The following is a 15,826-nucleotide window of genomic DNA, read 5'->3' as shown; positions in this document are numbered from 1 at the left end:
TCGGTACGAGATCACCTCGCGACGGCGATCGGCGTTTCCGGGATCACCGGCCACAGCAAGCGCGTGCGCTTCTATTCCACCGTCGATCTCGTGAATCTGCTCGAACAGAAGGCCGCCGGCAAGGCCGGCCGACTCGCCTTCTCCTTGCTGCGCATGGATTTGGTGATTCTCGACGAGCTCGGATATCTCCCCTTCAGCCAGTCGGGCGGGGCCTTGCTCTTCCACCTGCTCTCCAAGCTCTACGAGCACACCAGCGTGATGATCACGACCAACCTGACCTTCGGCGAATGGGCAACCGTGTTCGGCGACGCAAAGATGACCACGGCACTGCTTCGACCGGATCACGCACCACTGCCACATCGTCGAGACCGGCAACGAGTCCTACCGTTTCCGCCAAAGCTCGGCTGACGCGAAGTCGCGCATCGCGGCGCGCGAGCAAACCAAACGCGGGAAGACCGCCGTGACAGGGGACGAGCCCTTCTGAGCGGGCGCCGCGCAGAGGGAACCCGCTCCGGGCTACGCCGTGCGCGGGTTCCCTCTGCGCACTCTGACAGACCGATCCGCGGAACCGGAATCCGATCCGTTGGGCTACACTGAAAAACAGTCCACGCACTGACGCGTGGCTAAAGCCCCTGGGTAAAATTCAACGCGCACGGCTGGGTAATTTTGGATGCGCGCCGACACTCGGGGGAGAACTTCGCTGATGTCGTCTTCATAGCTCCATCTTCTCAAGAGTTGGAGCCTCCGCGAAATCCGGGGCGATTCAATGAGGCGGTGAACGACGGTTTGGAGACCGCGGGGCGATTGTTCGGTTCTGGCCGGGTGCGTGAGATCACGAACGGCAGCTTCCTAGTAGCGAAACTCACGGAAGCCCAGCCTGCCCGAACGGCTGCTCCAGGGAAACCCGGATGGCGGCTTGGGGTCGGGACACGACAGCCATTTTTTCGAGCTCATTGCCGGAAAGCTGCCATTGAAGTTTCGCTTTCCGGAAGCTGCCATTAGTGACTGAGTGGAGGCGACCCAAAGCCGACCTATATTCCTAATGAAAGCGGACGTTTAAGGTTCAACATGAGCGGCGGCTGAAGCGCGCTGGAAGCAGTCCGCTCAATGGAGGGGTTAGGTCGCACTGCGCAAGTACTCGTTTGCCCAATAGCGAATTGCAGGCGAAACGCCCGGATGCCTCGATAGCACGCTCAAGAATCTGTGCACCTTCTCGATCGTCTTTGGATACTTGGCTCGGGTCAATACGTCCGAGGGACGCTCAAAGCAGGGGCAGTCATCAATCTTCGTGCGAATGCGATTCCCCGCAGTAGTCCAGAGGAGGCTCGAGGCGTACGCCGGGTTCCAAACACTGCGTTTGGTTTCAGGCTCAATCTCGCGAAAGTAGATTTGTTCTATAGGCTTGGCTGCCATGCGTATTCGATTTCCGCCGGTAATCGCGGCTTTGAAAAGTTCAAACTCGGATAGCTGCGGCACAGGCTCACTTGGCATCGAGGAGGCGACTTCACCAAGCCGCTGTGCGGCACGATTCGCCCATACCTCCGCAGCCCGAGCGAGCGCTTCATCGGATATGTCCGCCGACGCCCTCCAATGCCTCTCGAACCAGCGCTCCACGTCAGCAGCTTCAATTACGGCTGCTGCCTCAAGCCAACCTAGGCGGGGAGCATCCCCAAAGCCGAGACCGTCAGCGGAGAAGTTGGAGGAGCCAACAATCGCACCGGTACTAGCGAGAACGACTTTGGCGTGGAGTTCCGTAAGGTGGCGAATCTCGACGTTTGGCATTGCACGCAAGACTCTAATCACCTCAGGATTCGTACCGCCGCTGAGAAGATTGCAGATGATTTGGTACTGCTTCTCACGGCTCACAATCCGCTCCGCGCCGCTACCCCAAAACGCGACTGCTATGCGTAGAGGCTGGTTGGCCGGCTGTGATTCGGTGAAACGATGGAGCATCGCGAGCACTGCGTCTTTGGACCCGAGAAACATTGCGGTCTCCTGTGCGACTTAACGTCGGAGTTGACCGGCATGTAGGGGCATTGCACCGCGAGGCGTACGCTCACCAGCCCGCTTCACGCCGCAATGCCGCTGCGTGTCCGCGTCGAACGATCTATTAGACCGCGTGCGCGACCAGCCGAAAGCACCCGATTGCATGGACTACGCGAACTGAGGTTTCAGCCGCCACTCGCCACGGTCCGACGACTCCGCGGCCTGAACTATTTTGCGCTCCCTCAGTTTCGTGCACGCCCAGCGCATGTCGTACTGCCAGGTGTAGAAGAGATCACCGGACGCTTTGAGCTCGGACTCGTGGTGCTGCCATATGTGCTTAGCCACTTCAACGATGCTCGCAGCGCCTCCTTTTGCAGTGAGCGCCTCGATGACCCATTCCTGAAGCTCAGTTCTTGAAGCCATGAACTCTCCTCTAGTTCAGCGGCAGCCAGCCCTTAGCATTGCGAGCCGGTATCGGTAATCCCATTGCTTGAAGGTGCTCGATCAATCGAGCTTCCAAGTGCGGCGCCCAACCGTCCCAGTTCGACTGCCAACATATATCGCAGCAGAAGATGCCTCCGTACAAGTCGAGCCTGTGCCCCTCGTACCGGTGCGACCCGTGCTGGTACGAGCGGCCACATACGTCGCAATTGAACATCAACTTTTCGTGCGTCACGGCGTATCTCGCAGTCTAATTTAGATGCAGGGAATAGTTTTGCGCAGTAACTTCTCTCATGTCTACCTAACTCAGAATCGCCATGCCGCCCCATCCCTTTGTCGGCAAAGAGGTTGGCGGTCATCGAGCGCCAAGCCTGCACTACTAAAAATCCGAGAAAAGCGGCGCACTAGCCGATCAGCAAACGACCGTCCTGTGCGGATGTCTGCTTTCAGCTCACCACTTCGACGTCTGCTTCTGGCCGGCACTTCCGGTTCGTCCTGTACCGCGAGATGCCGTTGGTCCATAACGTCGTTCGAACGGCTGCTCTATCCGCCTCCAACCGGCCGGGCTCGACCCAATGCAGCCATCGGTGGTGGCGGGAAGCGGTCACTCAACGTAAAGATGACCGGCGAACAGTAGGCCGGCGAAAGCCAGCCGATAGGACGTCCGCGTCGATCAACATGCTAGGCAGCACCTCCGCCGTTCCCGGCATAGCTTGTTTGCTTCAGACCAAAGATGAGTTCGAGCATCAGGACATCCAGTGAGTCATTGGAACCCCTCTTTAAGAGATCTAGGAGATCCGAATGTTGTAGGACTCTGAGCATCATGGCTCTGGAGATTCCGTCGCAAACTCCCGCCACGTCAACCAACCCCGAAATCGCACTATCCGACAGCGCATCGCCATGGACAATTTTCGAGCGCACCGAATACGCCTTCTTGACCTCTCGGAACGTGCGGAGCCTCTGCTCCGGAGAATCGAAGGTGAAGAACGCCACCCGCTCTGAGAGCTGGTGGGATAGTTCAGCCGAAGACGTACTTAGCACAGCTTCAAAGAACGAGCAGTAGTTTGCAATCTTCTGCCCTAGATCATCGGCGGCGCGAGCCTGTTGGAGAAAGAGTATCCCCCGATCAATGCGGGATTGCGCCCTTCGGAAGGCTGTGTGTGCCGGGCGATCCTGCTCTTTAATGCCCGCAAAGAACTGCCGATGGAATTCAGCGAGTTCCAGAAGCTCCTCATGTAACACCTGCAGACGCTGGCGCTTCCCCGTGTGATGACTGTACTGCAGAGCGAGAGAGTTACTATGGAGATACTCAAGGTCTTGGCCGAAAGCAAACGCCAACTCGCAATTGACGTTGTTGTCGGTCTTTAGCCACGTGGCCGTCAAGAAACCTTGGACCTCGCGAAGAAAATTTATGACTTCCACATGCGAGTCTTCATGTGATTGAACCTCGTCTATCTTGAACAGAATCGGGCTTCCATTCGTCAGTGGCGCGGCTTCAAGATGACCAATATACAACAAGTAGCTGGGACTAACGAACCGCGTCAGGTGCTCCGAGTTGTTCGTCAGAAACACTCCAGCCTTGATCTCAAGAGGTGCTCGCATCTTGCCAATGATGTCGAAATCAACGAGGGCGGTGGCGTATGTAAATCTCATTGACGTGCCCTATGCGGCCTAACGTCCGGGTTGACCGACACGCAGCTGCATTGGACCGCAGATACGTATGTTTCCGCGAATGGCTCGCGACGCAATACGGCTATGTGTCCGTTGCGTGTCCGTGTCAAACCCGTCAGCCCGCTGGACGCGGTGCGCCGCGCGACCAAGCACCTTGCGTGCGCGTGTCGGTAGATGCTCCCGCTACTAGGCATCCAGTACCCTGAGAGCTTCGTCAGCGCTCATGCTCCACTTGCTGGGGAGGTTCTTAGCCTCGTCGAGCATTCGCCTGTACTTCTCGATCATCGGCATGTGGCTGTTCAAATTGTCGTTCTTTAGCAAGTACTGCTTTTGCTCTTGGAACTTCCCCTGTTTCTCGATGAGGAAGCGGCAGAAGCTCATATACTCCGTTTCATTGTTGCCGTCGAACCCTCGGAAAAAGGCATAGTGATGGGCGAGAAGGCGGCTGTCCTTGGACGCACGCTTAACGTCTTCAACGGCCCTGTACAGATCCAAGACCTCAAGCACAAACCGTCCTTCTTCTTCCGGCATTTCGTCCGAAATCCATTCATCCAGCTGCGAATAGAAGATCGCGTACCCGTTTTCCAGGATGCTGATCAGTTCTTCGTAGTGATCCGCCTCGTTCTTGTTCAGGCTTGCCAAGATTCTGTACTGATTGATGAGAATCAGTCGATCGCGCTTAGTAATCTCCATACAGGTCGACCTCAAAGAATTTTTCGTTTGATGTGTTGAGCCATTCCAACGATATCAGGATAAATGGTGTATTCATCGAGGTTGGCCCATCGCAAGAACTCCCGCGCCTCTGGTTTTGCCGCCGCCCGCAGAATGACCTTGCGATAGCAAGCCGTGGCAGCTACTTCAAAAGTGGCCGCGGCAGTACCGTAGACAGTGAAGGTTCCCTTTTGCGCCCGCAACCGGTCGCTGATCTGTTGAGAAGGTCTGATGGAAAGCGGGCGCTCAACCTGAAAGGGGCGCCTTTCGAAGTAAATGGTCTTGTAATCGAATGACTTGTCGTCAGGGACATTGATGACGTCGTCCCGTCCGCTCAGGCGATTGAGGGCAACAGGATCCAGAACAAAGAGTGCGCTGTCTTGGGTGTCGGTGTAGTCGCCGTGGAGAATGAATGCGATCGCCACGCCCATTACGGTCGTCCAGTCAAGTAAGCGTGTGGGCACCCAATAGTGCTGCATGTCGAACAGGGTTTCCCAGTCGCTCGTCCTCTTCTCGAACAGGCGAGAGGCCGTTCGGCTGAACTCCAAGAAGAGCGTTTTCTCCTTTGCTTCCCAGTTTGTCTCACGAGGAAGGCTGGGAACGAGGTCCCACGTGTGGTTCGTGTGTCCCCTGTACCACGGCTCGAGTGGACTACCTAGATCACGCTCAGCTGCCCTCACTTCATCCAGAAAATCGGTCCAAGCGGACATCGCTTCTCATCATCCTTATTCTTTAATAGCCTAGCCGACTCACGGCTCTGTCTGTGTCGGCCTAACGTCGGAGTTGACGGACACGTAGCTGCATTCTTCTGCGTGTGATTGCAGAAACGACGTATTTTGATGCTCACCTCATCCGCTTGAAGCTTGACCTCGGTGTTGGCGAAACAAAGGGGCGGCTGGAAGCCATGCCATGAAACCAGCACTGCACCGTTGCCACCGCTGCGTTCAATCGAGGTTCTGGACCAAATGCGAGAACACATACGCTACTTGCATTACAGCTTACGAACCGAGCACTCGTATGTCCACTGGGTTCGTGCGTTCATCCGTTTCCATGGCGTACGTCACCGGCAACCGTGGGCGGCAGCGAAGTCGAAGCATTTCTGTCTTGGCTGGTGAACGAACGCAAGGTTTCGGCATCCACGCACCGTCAGGCATTGGCAGCCTTGCTGTTCCTCTACGGCAAGGTACTGTGGTAGCCAAAGGTAGATCGACGCAAGTCAATCCGGGATTCACTACCCCTGCCGGAAAGCCATCGGCGCCGCTTCAAACGGCCGGTTTCGGGAACTGCTCCCTGTGTCTGCTCCTGGCCGGGTCGCGCCAAAGCGGGGTTCAAGCTAGTCGCCGAAACCGGTCATCCAAGCGCAGCTGGCGAGGGAAATTCTGAGCGCATCACCAACGGCCGGTTGTGGCCCGGTTTTTGCCGCCTGTTGCCCGCGGACAAGCCATCATTGGTCTTCGCCACGATTTATTGCTTGTCGATGAACCTTATTCCGAACGCGCAGCTGCGGGTCGGTCCAGATTTGCGGGGAATTTCTCCTACGAACGCAGGTGCCGCGTTAAAGTGAGACCGTAGCTGCAACGGCGATTCCGTCCCCGATTTTGCCCCACTTGCGGGGGACGTTAAATGCATACCGCTAAACAGGGCGCCTCCCATATCAGGGAGACGACGATGATCCCATTGCTCTAGATCGATCACGCTGTCCCCAGGGGCCCTCGTCGGGCTGAAGGAGGGGTGAGCTCACGTTGCGAGCGCGCTGTTTCGAATAATGGATTCGCCCACCTCACGGGCGAGGGGGATTTGGTCCGGATTGCGGCCCCTGCCACTTCGGCGAAGCCGCTAAAGAGGAGAAGCCGAAATGCTTCGCGAAAACTGGAAATTCGACTACACCACCGACCAACTGGCCGAGGCCGCGCTCGTCAAACTGCACTTCCACGGCGAGCGCCTTGCCTTTTGGCAGGGGAAGCGCAAGGCGGTGATGGACACTATCCGGGCCGAAGGGCTAGAGGTCGATGAGAAGATCTCTACGGGCTACGCCAACCCCAAGGCGCGTGACTGGCACCGCAGCGCGCAGGTCATGGTCCGCAACGATCTTCAGAAGGACCTCGAGGAATGCCTCGAGAAGCTCGAGTGGCATACTGCGCGGCGCGACGAATACGACGGCTGGCAGCAGTTCCTTCGCGCCCAAGCGGGGCAGATGCAGCAACTCGACATCAACGACTGGCTGTTCTTCTTCGGGCGGAGCAACTGAGATGGACCGCCGGACTTTTCTCAAGATTTTTGCATCCTTGGGAGCGTCAATCGCCCTGCCCGTCGATCTGGCCGCCGCCTCCCAGGACGAGATCGATTCACTATGGATTGAAGCTGTACGCACTCTGGATCTCTTCCAGGTGAGCGAATTTGGCACCCTTTCGTACGCCAACTTTGAGGAGCCGCAAACGCGCTATGACGCGCATGGCTATAGCAACGTCGGGGACGTGGATGCTTCCATCGTCGAGAGTCACGCCGCCATGTACGAGCCCATTCAGGAGATCTACCGGGACCACTTGCGAGAGCAAAATCCCCTACTCGACGACACGGCCATTGAGGAGTTGGTCGAGGATAGCTGGCTCGAGTGGTTTATGGCCGATGGAAGGAACTGGAGCGCGATCGAGGGGATCATCGACGACTGGCTGTCGGACGCGCCTGACCGCTGTCAGGAGTGGGAGGACTACTACAAGACGGGCGATGCGCAAGGCGCGGCCTACGACCATTTCCTGCGCGAGGATTCCGAGCTGATGGATGAACTGGGGATCGCAGTGATCGAAGGCCAGTGTCCGGGTAGCAGCTACTTCGCAGCCGAACTTCACACTCCCGTGGAGGAGGCGAACCGCATTGCTGCCGAACGCGGCAGGTCGATCCGCTTCGTCTACGAGGGCGAGGATTTCGTCCGATACGACGGCAAGCCCCGCGTCTGAACCCCACGCGGTGGCGACAGCCCGAACAACCTCATATGAGCACCTCATGAGCCAGCGAAACTACCTCTTTACCTCCGAATCCGTCTCCGAAGGCCACCCCGACAAGGTCGCCGACCAGATATCCGATCGTATCCTCGATGCCTTCCTCGCCCGTGATCCGGACGCCAGGGTCGCCTGCGAAACCGTGCTTGCCGACCAGTTCGTGCTCGTCGCCGGCGAGTTCAAGACACGCGACGAGGTGATCTTCCGCGACATCGAAGCCGCAGCCGAAAGCATCGTGCGCCAAACACTCACCGAAATCGGCTACAGCGATGCCGCTACCGGAATCGACCCACGCCGCTGCGAGATCAAGATCGCCTTCAATCACCAGTCGCGCGAAATCGGCCGAGGTGTCGATCGCGACGACGGAGAGCTCGGCGCGGGCGACCAGGGGCTGATGTTCGGCTACGCGTGTGACGAGACACCCGAACTGATGCCTCTGGCGATCAGCCTGGCGCACCGGCTCGTACGGCGCCAGGCCACGTTACGCAAATCCGGCGATCTGCCTTGGTTGCACCCGGACGCGAAAAGCCAGGTGACGGTGCGCTACGAGGGCGGCCGACCAGTCGCCGTCGAAAAGGTCGTCCTCTCGACGCAGCACGCCGAATCCATCGACACCCCGGCATTGCGTGCCGAGATTCTGCACCACATCATCGAACCTGAAATCCCGGAAATCCTCCGCGCAAAGGGATTCGAGACCCTCATCAATCCAACGGGCCGCTTTACCGTCGGCGGACCAAGGGGCGACACCGGTTTGACCGGTCGCAAGATCATCGTCGATACGTACGGAGGGGCCTGTCCGCACGGCGGGGGTGCTTTCTCGGGAAAGGATCCGAGCAAGGTGGATCGTTCGGCCGCCTACATGGCCCGTCACGTGGCAAAAAATGTCGTGGCCGCCGGTCTGGCGCACCGATGCCGCGTACAGCTTGCCTATGCGATTGGGGTTGTCGAACCGGTGTCGTTCATGATCGACACCTTCGGCACGGGTGCAATTCCCGATCAAGAGATCGAGCGGTGGGTGCGCGAGCGCTTTCGCCTCACGCCGAAGGGCATCATCGAGTCGCTGGATCTCAAGCGGCCTATTTATGCGAAGACCGCGGTCTACGGGCATTTCGGCCGACATGACATCGAACTGCCGTGGGAGAGCGTTCTGCAAGTCCCTTGACTCCCCCTTGCAGGTGCATTTTCAGATTGTGAATGAGCGGTATCGCGAGGCTCGGAGCTTGAGTCGCGGCTTTGCCGGTATCGATCGGCCACCGTGGGTTGGCACGCCAGTAACGCTTGGCGGCGATAGTGCCATCGGCAGCGTATCCGGAAGGGCATGGTAGGGGTGCCCTTCTTCATCGCACGAAGTTCAACTGCCTCATTTGCTTCGGTTGCGCCGAGAATTGCTTCGCGTCGCGGTTCGTGCGGATCCAGTGCTTTGGGAATACCCTGCGATGGCAGGGCCCTGAGAACGTGCAGGATCGCGAGGAACGCGTCGAAGTCCGATCGCGCCGAACAAACGCTCGTGCGGGAGCGAGGAGCTTTGAAGTCGGGCCCTTAAATGTCCTCGGCCGGTTCCACCAATTGGGGCCCCTGCGATCTAGGATTACCGATGGCTCGGTTCACGGGATGGGCCCGCATCAGTCCCGGCGGAAACTCGTCGGCGAGCTCCCGCACAAGATCCGCATCGGTCAGGTGTGGGTCAAGCCAGGCAGCGTAATCCTTCGGCTGGACGATGACGGGCATGCGGTCGTGAATCGGTCGCATGATGTCATTCGCAGCGGTGGTCAGGATCGCGAAGGTACGGACCTCACCCTCCGGGCCGGTCCAGCGCTCGAGGAGACCGCCGAAGCCGAACAGCGTCTCGCCGCCGATCGGCCGAATGAAGTACGGCTGCTTTCCGCCCCGTAACGGTTGCCATTCATAGAAGCCGCTCGCGGGGATCAGCACACGGGACTGGCGAAACGCGGAACGGAACATCGGTTTGTAAGCGGCCGTCTCGACCTTTGCATTGATCGGCCGAGCGAGCCGGCCGGGTTCCTTGACCCAGTGCGGCAGCAACCCCCAGCGGGCCGTGATGATCTCGCGATGGTCACCTACGGTTCGGATAACCGGGGAGAGCTGCGACGGAGCGACGTTGTACCGGTCCTCCCCCCAGGCGAACGGATTTGGCGCGTTGCGCGGGATGATTTCTTGCTCATCGAGCGAAATCTCGAATTGTCGTCGGGCCCCGGAGAGGGGGCCGTAAAGGGCGTAGCGGCCGCACATGTCGCACAGAATTCTGAGGGGAGTGATGTTCAGTATCGGCGATCGAGAGGAAGCATGCGCGGCACGTCGTATCGACGGCACTGTGTGTCGGCTGGGCGCCGGGTGCTTCAGCGGATGGGGAGCGCACGTGTCTCGACACGGTGTGCCGCTCGATGCGCGCTGCTCAATGCGGTCGAACAGAGGCCCTCGTGCGGGCGGGAAACTTCTGTCTAAGCTAACTGAACTGAGCCTCGACGTCGATAATCGACACACCACGTCCTGCGAGGCTCGCGCGTCTCGTCGCTCTGAGCGCAGCGGGGGGTGCTGAATCGGAGCAACTTGGCGAGAACTGCTGCCTCGCGGAGCGCCTGCTCGAACAAGCAAGTCGGATTCATCAACGTGTGGAGTAACACGCCTAGTGTTGAGCGGAATCGCATCGAACTCGAGTCGATGGCGGGTCGCGTCGTAGGCTTGTCCTGATACCGGAGCCGTATATGAAGCTGGGCTTGGTGGGTGTCGCCGTCGCGGCAACCTTCCTGGTCGGGTGCGCTAGTGCTCCGAGGGTCGTCGTTGATCCGCGCTCAATCCCCAGTGAGCCGCAGTACCGAACGGATATGGCCGAGTGCCACCAACTCGCCCTGACCTACGACAAGAGCGATTCGACGGCCGGGACGACGGTCGTCGCGGGTGCCGCCGGCGGCGTGACGGTGGCGGGCGTTGCTACCGCGGTCTCTGGCGCAGTCTTCCCGCCTGCGATCCCGTTCATCGTCGCCGGTGCTGCAGCGGCGGGAACGCTGGTCGGGGGTTTGTCGAAGATGGGAGAGACAGAGTCGAGGGAGCGAATCCTCGCGGCGTGTCTAAACGACCGAGGGTACCGCGCCTATTCTCCGCATTAAGTTCGATGACCACACCCGGCCCTCGCGCGCGGGAAAAAGCATTAGCGGTTCCTAGTATACGCGTACTGCGTGGAGGTGCGGCACGGTGTGTCGGCTGGGGCCGATCTGTGCTTGCTCAGCCAGGGTGCTGCGTGGAAATGCGGCACCGTGTGTCGTAATCCGTTCCCCGAACGCACAATCCCTTGCGGCGCTTGGGATTGGGCGGGTTTTTCGCACCCCTGTTCCCGTGCGTTCCCGGAACAGTCAACCCCAGACGCCACAAGGGATTGAGGGAGATTTTCTATATGTTCTCTAACCCCCTCTCCCCCCCACCTCTTCTTGTTTGTACATATCCTGCCTCTGCGTGTGTGTGTGTGTTGTATGAGGGGGACCGGGAACATCGCAAATATGACGCTCAAACCCTTGCTGCGCTTGGGATTGAGCGTTTTTCGGACACTCGGGAACACGCGGAACACGGGGGTGAATGGCGCTCAAACCCTTGCTGCGCTTGGGATTGAGCGTTTTTCGGGGCGCGCACGTTACTCATGGGCGTACGGAAGGGAGTAGAGGTGCCGTTTGACGTCGCGCCCGTCCTTCTGCGCCTTCCTGTCGACCAACTCGACGAGTTCTACGCGGGCCGCTAAATGCTCAATTGCCTCGTCGAGTTCGCGCTTACTCAGCTTGGTCGCCCGCAAGACCATCGAACGAGCCACCGCTCCGTTTTTCAACGCCTCGATTTCATGCCTGCGTTGAGGGGTGAATTCCCCTTGCAGCGCGCGCTTGACAGTCTTCAAGACCAGCGCGGCGGCGGCCTGCACCTTTCCGCCGTGCATGAAATCCGCGCAGAAGCGCAAGGTGGCACGATCGGACGCTTTCACGAACCGGGCGGCCCACTCCACATGACGGACGTCGACGACGGGGGCGTTCGGCTGATCGAACACGGCAAGCACCCCGGCAATTCGCTCGCATTTCTCATAGGACCGGACCAGCAGCGCACGGGCGAATGCCTCGGAAGACTGCCTCATCGCGGCGTCGAAGGCATGCAGCAGCTCCTCAAGAAGAGCGTCCGCCGTCGGGGTGACACTGATTGTGCCGCTGCTCTCGGGGTCATCCTCGAAGGCTGCCAGGTCAGAGCGGAGGAGTCGTGTAACACCCGTGACGTGCTCCGGCAATTCGAAGCGAGCGCGCACCCGACGCGGCGCGACGTCCTGCCGCCCGGGGACGATCAACAGCCGGCCGAGCAGCCCGTCTTCGATGCTCGCAGAGGTGAGGGCTCGCCCGAGGGTCTCCGGCGTCGCGAAGCCGATCAGGTTCACACACGGATTGGCCACTGTCCGATGCTGAGAAACACCCCGCGCCTGTGCACGAACACGGGTCGCGTAGACCGTGCTCGAAGCGGAGTAGAGGCGCAGAAGCACCGAGCTCAGCTCGATCAGATGCGGCGGCTTGTTTGTCCCGTAGAGCGCCTCCAGCACATGGGCGATCTCGTCGAGCTCGACGATCATCCCGGGCCCTTCTGTGAGAGCATCCTCCAGCCCTTGTCCCGAAGCCGGCTTTCCGATCAAGCGGGCACCACACGCCTCGGCGAGTGCTCCAGCGGCCTGCCGGGGATGCTCCTTCCCGGCCCCCGTTTGCGCAATGCCCACCCCGTAGAGATTGAGACGCCCCCCGCTCGGGAGGCAGCGCGAACCGTCGCACGCGGCGGCCATTGCAATCAGCACTGCAAGGGTCGAGAGCTCGGGCTGGGGTTTGGGCGCTGATTCGAGGATGGCCTCTACCACATCCGACATTACGCCCGGGAAGGGCCCGGGAAAGGCCTCGGCGGGCGCATCTGCGATTTGTGTCGCCGTCTCGGTGCGCAGTTCGTCGATGGCCTCCGCGGCGCCCGCGCGAGGAAGCTCGACCGGTTGCGGTACATCCGCCGGCTGCACCGCGCCGGGCTCCTTGACGCTTCCTTCCGAGGCGGCCGCCTCAGGCCCCTCGACGCTTTCTTCCGCCTCGAAATCGTCGAACATCCCGGACGCCTGCGCCCAGTCGTCGTTGCACAGCCAATGGTTCGTATTCGTGCCGCTGTCGTGCACGAACGGGCGTCCATCGGCAGATTTTCCCGTGTAGGCAGCCATGCTGTCGGAGGCCCGGAACGGCGCCTGACAGCGCAGCTTCGGCGCGCCCAGCTCGATCAGGTCCGCGACGGTCATCATGCCGTCCACCATGTCGAGCTCGGTCGCCAGGCGCAGCTGCTCGTAGTCGTCGAACACGAAGCGGCCATTCTCGGTCCTGAGCGTCAGCGACACACCTGCGGCGCGGGTAATTTCACGGATGCGCTCCGGGGTCGTCGGCAGAGCCGCGAGCGTCGTATCGAGCCGGTGCGCGCCCCACTCGGGCGAATGCGCGACGTCGGTCGATTCCACGACCTGCGGCCCAACGGTGAGCCCCGCGCCCGCCTGCGGCCTGCCGCAGAACACGAGACGCGCCCGGTCCCACACGGAGGAGTCGAACACGGTCGTGAGCGCGTTTCCCGTCACCTCTCCCGAAGCACGGCTGAGCTTGGGCTTCAGCCAGGCGAGGCCGTGCTCGGCCGCCCGGACGATCGCCGCGGCGCGGATGCGCTCGATGTCGCTCGGGTCGCGGACCTGGATCCACGTGTGCCCGTTGCCCGCGCCGACGGGCTGCGCGTCGCGAAATACTCGCGCCGACGACGAGCAGGTCATTGTCCGTTCGGCGGCGGCCACTCCAGGAAGGATCCGGTCGACGGCCGCGATCCAGTCGAACTCGGGCGCGGCGAACTGCGGCGGCGTGTGCTCGTCGACGTCGCGGTCGAGGATTTGCCAGGACGACGGCTCGATATTGTCCTTCAGCCGGCCAACGATCTTGACGCGCGCTCCGGCAGCAAAACCGGCCATGGGTTCGGTGAGGCGCTTCGTATGCACGCCCGTGAGCTCATCCCGGCTGTCGGTCTTGCACAGCTTGCGTAGGTTCCGCTCCGACAAGATCATGAACGGCTCGCCGACCTTGATGCCGCGGAACCCCCCGTTGATCAGCGCGGCATGCGGATCGTCGCCCAGTTCCATGAGCAGCGCGCGCAGGGCTGCATGATCCGGCACGCGGCGCATGACGGCGCACCCCATGCTCAGGTGCACGACGGCGCTCTTCGTGACGCGCCCGTCCTCACCGAGTTGAAAGCTCTTGCCCAGCTTGCCGGCGGCGTCACGGACGATCGTGATGACGTCGTGATCGCAGCGTCCACAAAAACATTGCCCCTCGACATCACATACGGGATTGGCAAATTGGGCCGGTGCTTCGGCTGCCGGCTCGGCAGCAGCGGGCGTTTCGTCGCCGCAGCGGCACGGCGACGAAGCGCAGTTGCCGCAGTATTCGACCGACGGTTCAGCGACGGCTACTGCGACGCCGGCGGGTAGATCGTTCGGTTTCATGATGCGTGTGTCCTCTTGCGCGTCGGCGATCGGCTCAATCGGCGCGTGTTGTTCGATGGCGGTCGGAAGCGGGGCAGGCGGTGCAGCCTGCGCAGCAGCAGCAGGTCGAGTGCTCGACACCGGCTGCACGATCTTCACGCCCCGCTCGATGGAGTCGTGGTCGGCTCTCCGGCGTGGGGTCATTCGGGGTGCGTTCATCGCCCGCCCCCTTTCTGCTCGGCGAGCAGGTCAGCAAGGACGTCGGCAGCGCCCGAGACGCCCTGACGCACGAGGGCCTTCAGCTGCCGCAGCCCGTTCCGGCGCTGCGCACGAGAACCATGCGTCATGATCCATTCGCCGTCGGCCTGCGTTATGGGCTCCCGGAACGCGGCCGGGTGCGAGTTCGCAGCGGCGTCTCCCGGACGCGGAGGCGTGATGCGGCTCATCGCGCACCCCCGGTCGTCGAACGCAGCGCGAGCACAACCTCGACGGCGATCTCGGTGAGCACATCGGCCATCGAGACCCGGCGCGAAAGAGGCGAAAAATTGCTGAGATCGTCGGCGAAAACAATTCCATCAGCGCCGATTTGTGCTATCTTCGCTTTGTGACTTGTCCTCACCTGTGCCCCTCGCTCGGTAGCCGCCGGCGGGGGCATTTCTTTTTGTGGCGGCCGGTTGATAGTGATCGTCATGACGTGACCCTCCGGTATTGCTCGGAGGTCACGCCGAGCAGCTCGGCCGCTCGCTGGCGATCCCGGAGCGGCGAGAACCCGATTTCGTGCGCGACGAATGCGAGCTCGCGGTAGACCTCGCGCAGCGCGTCCGTCAGGCTAAGTTTCTGGTGATAGGTCGGGCCTTGCTTGGGCGCGGGCGCGCCGGTGTGTTTCGCGAGCGTGTGCTCGGCGTCGTTCGCCACACGGAGGTGCCAGTCCCGGCACTGACCGTGCCGCCCCTCGGTAATCGCGCGCCGGTAAACGGCGATGGCGTGGCGTAGCGCCTCGATCTGTTGCTGTCGGGCTGTCATTTCGCGCTCTCCTTTTTGAAGAGCGCATCGACCTGCTCGGCGGGCCAGAGCAGGCGGGATCCGACCGACTCGCCGAGCTTGATCGGCACGATTCCGCCGTAGTGCCCGTGGCGCCAAAGGTATGAACGGACGCTGCGCTGCTGGATGCGCAGCATCTCGGCAAATTCGGCGGTGGTGTAGTTGCGGCCCGGCAGCGGCGCGCGATCGGGGGATTTGGGGTGCGACATGGTCGGAGCTCCGTTCTGGAGTCCGCCATCGGGATCAACGATGCGTGGACGGACTCCGGTGAGTCCGCTGTAAGCCCGCCGTCGGGGCCTGTGCCGTCACATACTCGGCCACGGTACCAGCGCACGACGGGCGTCTGCCCATCGCATGCGGAGGGGAACACTGGGCTCCCGTGGCATCGCGGTCGAACTTCCTGCGTGGCGTTCGCTCAATCCGACCTAGCAATCAGGGGGGCGATACCGGGCACGCATCCCGT

Annotated in this window: 15 protein-coding genes and 2 pseudogenes; 6 read left to right on the top strand and 11 right to left on the bottom strand. The window is 61.0% G+C overall.

Annotated features, from left to right (window positions below; translation table 11 throughout):
• Window positions 1–6 precede the first annotated feature (6 nt).
• A pseudogene (locus ROZ37_RS01330) lies at window positions 7–484 on the top strand (ATP-binding protein); the annotation flags it as partial.
• 632 nt (window positions 485–1,116) lie between these two features.
• Here the strand turns inward: ROZ37_RS01330 and ROZ37_RS01325 are convergent.
• The 5 genes from ROZ37_RS01325 to ROZ37_RS01305 form a co-directional block, all read right to left on the bottom strand.
• Window positions 1,117–1,986, bottom strand: a complete 870-nt coding sequence (locus ROZ37_RS01325; protein WP_312656876.1) for a phospholipase D family protein — start codon at window positions 1,984–1,986, stop codon at window positions 1,117–1,119.
• Between the two features lie 168 nt (window positions 1,987–2,154).
• Window positions 2,155–2,409, bottom strand: a complete 255-nt coding sequence (locus tag ROZ37_RS01320) for a hypothetical protein (RefSeq protein WP_312656874.1) — start codon at window positions 2,407–2,409, stop codon at window positions 2,155–2,157.
• A 699-nt stretch (window positions 2,410–3,108) separates the two neighbouring features.
• A complete protein-coding gene (locus ROZ37_RS01315) occupies window positions 3,109–4,080 on the bottom strand; it encodes a HEPN domain-containing protein (protein WP_312656872.1) in 972 nt (323 codons plus the stop codon).
• A gap of 204 nt (window positions 4,081–4,284) precedes the next feature.
• Window positions 4,285–4,791, bottom strand: a complete 507-nt coding sequence (locus ROZ37_RS01310; RefSeq protein ID WP_312656870.1) for a YfbU family protein — start codon at window positions 4,789–4,791, stop codon at window positions 4,285–4,287.
• 11 nt (window positions 4,792–4,802) lie between these two features.
• Window positions 4,803–5,519 (bottom strand): FRG domain-containing protein, encoded by a 717-nt coding sequence (locus ROZ37_RS01305; RefSeq protein ID WP_312656868.1) that lies wholly within the window; start codon window positions 5,517–5,519, stop codon window positions 4,803–4,805.
• Between the two features lie 255 nt (window positions 5,520–5,774).
• On the opposite strand from ROZ37_RS01305, the pseudogene ROZ37_RS01300 reads away from it, so the two are divergent.
• The 4 genes and pseudogenes from ROZ37_RS01300 to metK form a co-directional block, all read left to right on the top strand.
• Window positions 5,775–5,998 (top strand): annotated as a pseudogene (locus tag ROZ37_RS01300) (phage integrase N-terminal SAM-like domain-containing protein); the annotation flags it as partial.
• 666 nt (window positions 5,999–6,664) lie between these two features.
• Entirely contained in the window at window positions 6,665–7,057 is a 393-nt protein-coding gene (locus ROZ37_RS01295) for a hypothetical protein (RefSeq protein WP_312656866.1), read from the top strand.
• A gap of 1 nt (window position 7,058) precedes the next feature.
• Window positions 7,059–7,763, top strand: coding sequence for a hypothetical protein (locus ROZ37_RS01290; protein ID WP_312656864.1), 705 nt, complete (start codon window positions 7,059–7,061; stop codon window positions 7,761–7,763).
• Between the two features lie 46 nt (window positions 7,764–7,809).
• A complete protein-coding gene (gene metK, locus ROZ37_RS01285) occupies window positions 7,810–8,967 on the top strand; it encodes a methionine adenosyltransferase (protein WP_312656863.1) in 1,158 nt (385 codons plus the stop codon).
• Between the two features lie 377 nt (window positions 8,968–9,344).
• Here metK and ROZ37_RS01280 read toward each other — a convergent pair whose 3' ends face one another.
• The gene (locus ROZ37_RS01280) at window positions 9,345–10,055 is read right to left on the bottom strand and encodes an SOS response-associated peptidase (RefSeq protein WP_312656862.1); all 711 of its coding nucleotides are present in this window, start codon (window positions 10,053–10,055) and stop codon (window positions 9,345–9,347) included.
• 473 nt (window positions 10,056–10,528) lie between these two features.
• On the opposite strand from ROZ37_RS01280, the gene ROZ37_RS01275 reads away from it, so the two are divergent.
• Window positions 10,529–10,930 (top strand): hypothetical protein, encoded by a 402-nt coding sequence (locus ROZ37_RS01275; RefSeq protein WP_312656860.1) that lies wholly within the window; start codon window positions 10,529–10,531, stop codon window positions 10,928–10,930.
• A 518-nt stretch (window positions 10,931–11,448) separates the two neighbouring features.
• Here ROZ37_RS01275 and ROZ37_RS01270 read toward each other — a convergent pair.
• The 5 genes from ROZ37_RS01270 to ROZ37_RS01250 are packed head-to-tail and all read right to left on the bottom strand — an operon-like array spanning window position 11,449 to window position 15,572.
• Complete coding sequence (locus ROZ37_RS01270) at window positions 11,449–14,481, bottom strand: hypothetical protein (protein ID WP_312656858.1); 3,033 nt, start codon at window positions 14,479–14,481, stop codon at window positions 11,449–11,451.
• Between the two features lie 56 nt (window positions 14,482–14,537).
• Window positions 14,538–14,768 carry a hypothetical protein gene (locus tag ROZ37_RS01265; RefSeq protein ID WP_312656856.1) on the bottom strand — a complete coding sequence of 77 codons (231 nt, stop codon included), beginning with the start codon at window positions 14,766–14,768 and terminating at the stop codon, window positions 14,538–14,540.
• A complete protein-coding gene (locus ROZ37_RS01260) occupies window positions 14,765–15,013 on the bottom strand; it encodes a hypothetical protein (RefSeq protein WP_312656854.1) in 249 nt (82 codons plus the stop codon). The genes ROZ37_RS01265 and ROZ37_RS01260 overlap by 4 nt, the downstream gene beginning before the upstream one ends.
• A complete protein-coding gene (locus ROZ37_RS01255) occupies window positions 15,010–15,345 on the bottom strand; it encodes a hypothetical protein (RefSeq protein ID WP_312656852.1) in 336 nt (111 codons plus the stop codon). The genes ROZ37_RS01260 and ROZ37_RS01255 overlap by 4 nt, the downstream gene beginning before the upstream one ends.
• Entirely contained in the window at window positions 15,342–15,572 is a 231-nt protein-coding gene (locus ROZ37_RS01250) for a DNA-binding protein (protein ID WP_312656850.1), read from the bottom strand. The genes ROZ37_RS01255 and ROZ37_RS01250 overlap by 4 nt, the downstream gene beginning before the upstream one ends.
• Between the last annotated feature and the right edge of the window lie 254 nt (window positions 15,573–15,826).

Origin of the sequence: Aromatoleum sp. (assembly GCF_032027225.1) — a bacterium.
Taxonomy (GTDB): Bacteria; Pseudomonadota; Gammaproteobacteria; order Burkholderiales; family Rhodocyclaceae; genus Aromatoleum.
The sequence above is the reverse complement of the archived record's forward strand: the minus strand, read 5'-3'. Positions and strand labels throughout refer to the sequence as shown.

What these genes read in the sequence shown, in the direction of transcription:
- ROZ37_RS01295 (WP_312656866.1), top strand. Translation starts at nt 6,665, where the DNA reads ATGCTTCGCGAAAACTGGAAATTCGACTACACCACCGACCAACTGGCC.
- ROZ37_RS01310 (WP_312656870.1), bottom strand. Translation starts at nt 4,791, where the DNA reads ATGGAGATTACTAAGCGCGATCGACTGATTCTCATCAATCAGTACAGA.
- ROZ37_RS01320 (WP_312656874.1), bottom strand. Translation starts at nt 2,409, where the DNA reads ATGGCTTCAAGAACTGAGCTTCAGGAATGGGTCATCGAGGCGCTCACT.
- ROZ37_RS01275 (WP_312656860.1), top strand. Translation starts at nt 10,529, where the DNA reads ATGAAGCTGGGCTTGGTGGGTGTCGCCGTCGCGGCAACCTTCCTGGTC.
- ROZ37_RS01250 (WP_312656850.1), bottom strand. Translation starts at nt 15,572, where the DNA reads ATGTCGCACCCCAAATCCCCCGATCGCGCGCCGCTGCCGGGCCGCAAC.
- ROZ37_RS01325 (WP_312656876.1), bottom strand. Translation starts at nt 1,986, where the DNA reads ATGTTTCTCGGGTCCAAAGACGCAGTGCTCGCGATGCTCCATCGTTTC.
- ROZ37_RS01255 (WP_312656852.1), bottom strand. Translation starts at nt 15,345, where the DNA reads ATGACAGCCCGACAGCAACAGATCGAGGCGCTACGCCACGCCATCGCC.
- metK (WP_312656863.1), top strand. Translation starts at nt 7,810, where the DNA reads ATGAGCCAGCGAAACTACCTCTTTACCTCCGAATCCGTCTCCGAAGGC.
- ROZ37_RS01265 (WP_312656856.1), bottom strand. Translation starts at nt 14,768, where the DNA reads ATGAGCCGCATCACGCCTCCGCGTCCGGGAGACGCCGCTGCGAACTCG.
- ROZ37_RS01260 (WP_312656854.1), bottom strand. Translation starts at nt 15,013, where the DNA reads ATGACGATCACTATCAACCGGCCGCCACAAAAAGAAATGCCCCCGCCG.
- ROZ37_RS01315 (WP_312656872.1), bottom strand. Translation starts at nt 4,080, where the DNA reads ATGAGATTTACATACGCCACCGCCCTCGTTGATTTCGACATCATTGGC.
- ROZ37_RS01280 (WP_312656862.1), bottom strand. Translation starts at nt 10,055, where the DNA reads ATGTGCGGCCGCTACGCCCTTTACGGCCCCCTCTCCGGGGCCCGACGA.
- ROZ37_RS01290 (WP_312656864.1), top strand. Translation starts at nt 7,059, where the DNA reads ATGGACCGCCGGACTTTTCTCAAGATTTTTGCATCCTTGGGAGCGTCA.
- ROZ37_RS01305 (WP_312656868.1), bottom strand. Translation starts at nt 5,519, where the DNA reads ATGTCCGCTTGGACCGATTTTCTGGATGAAGTGAGGGCAGCTGAGCGT.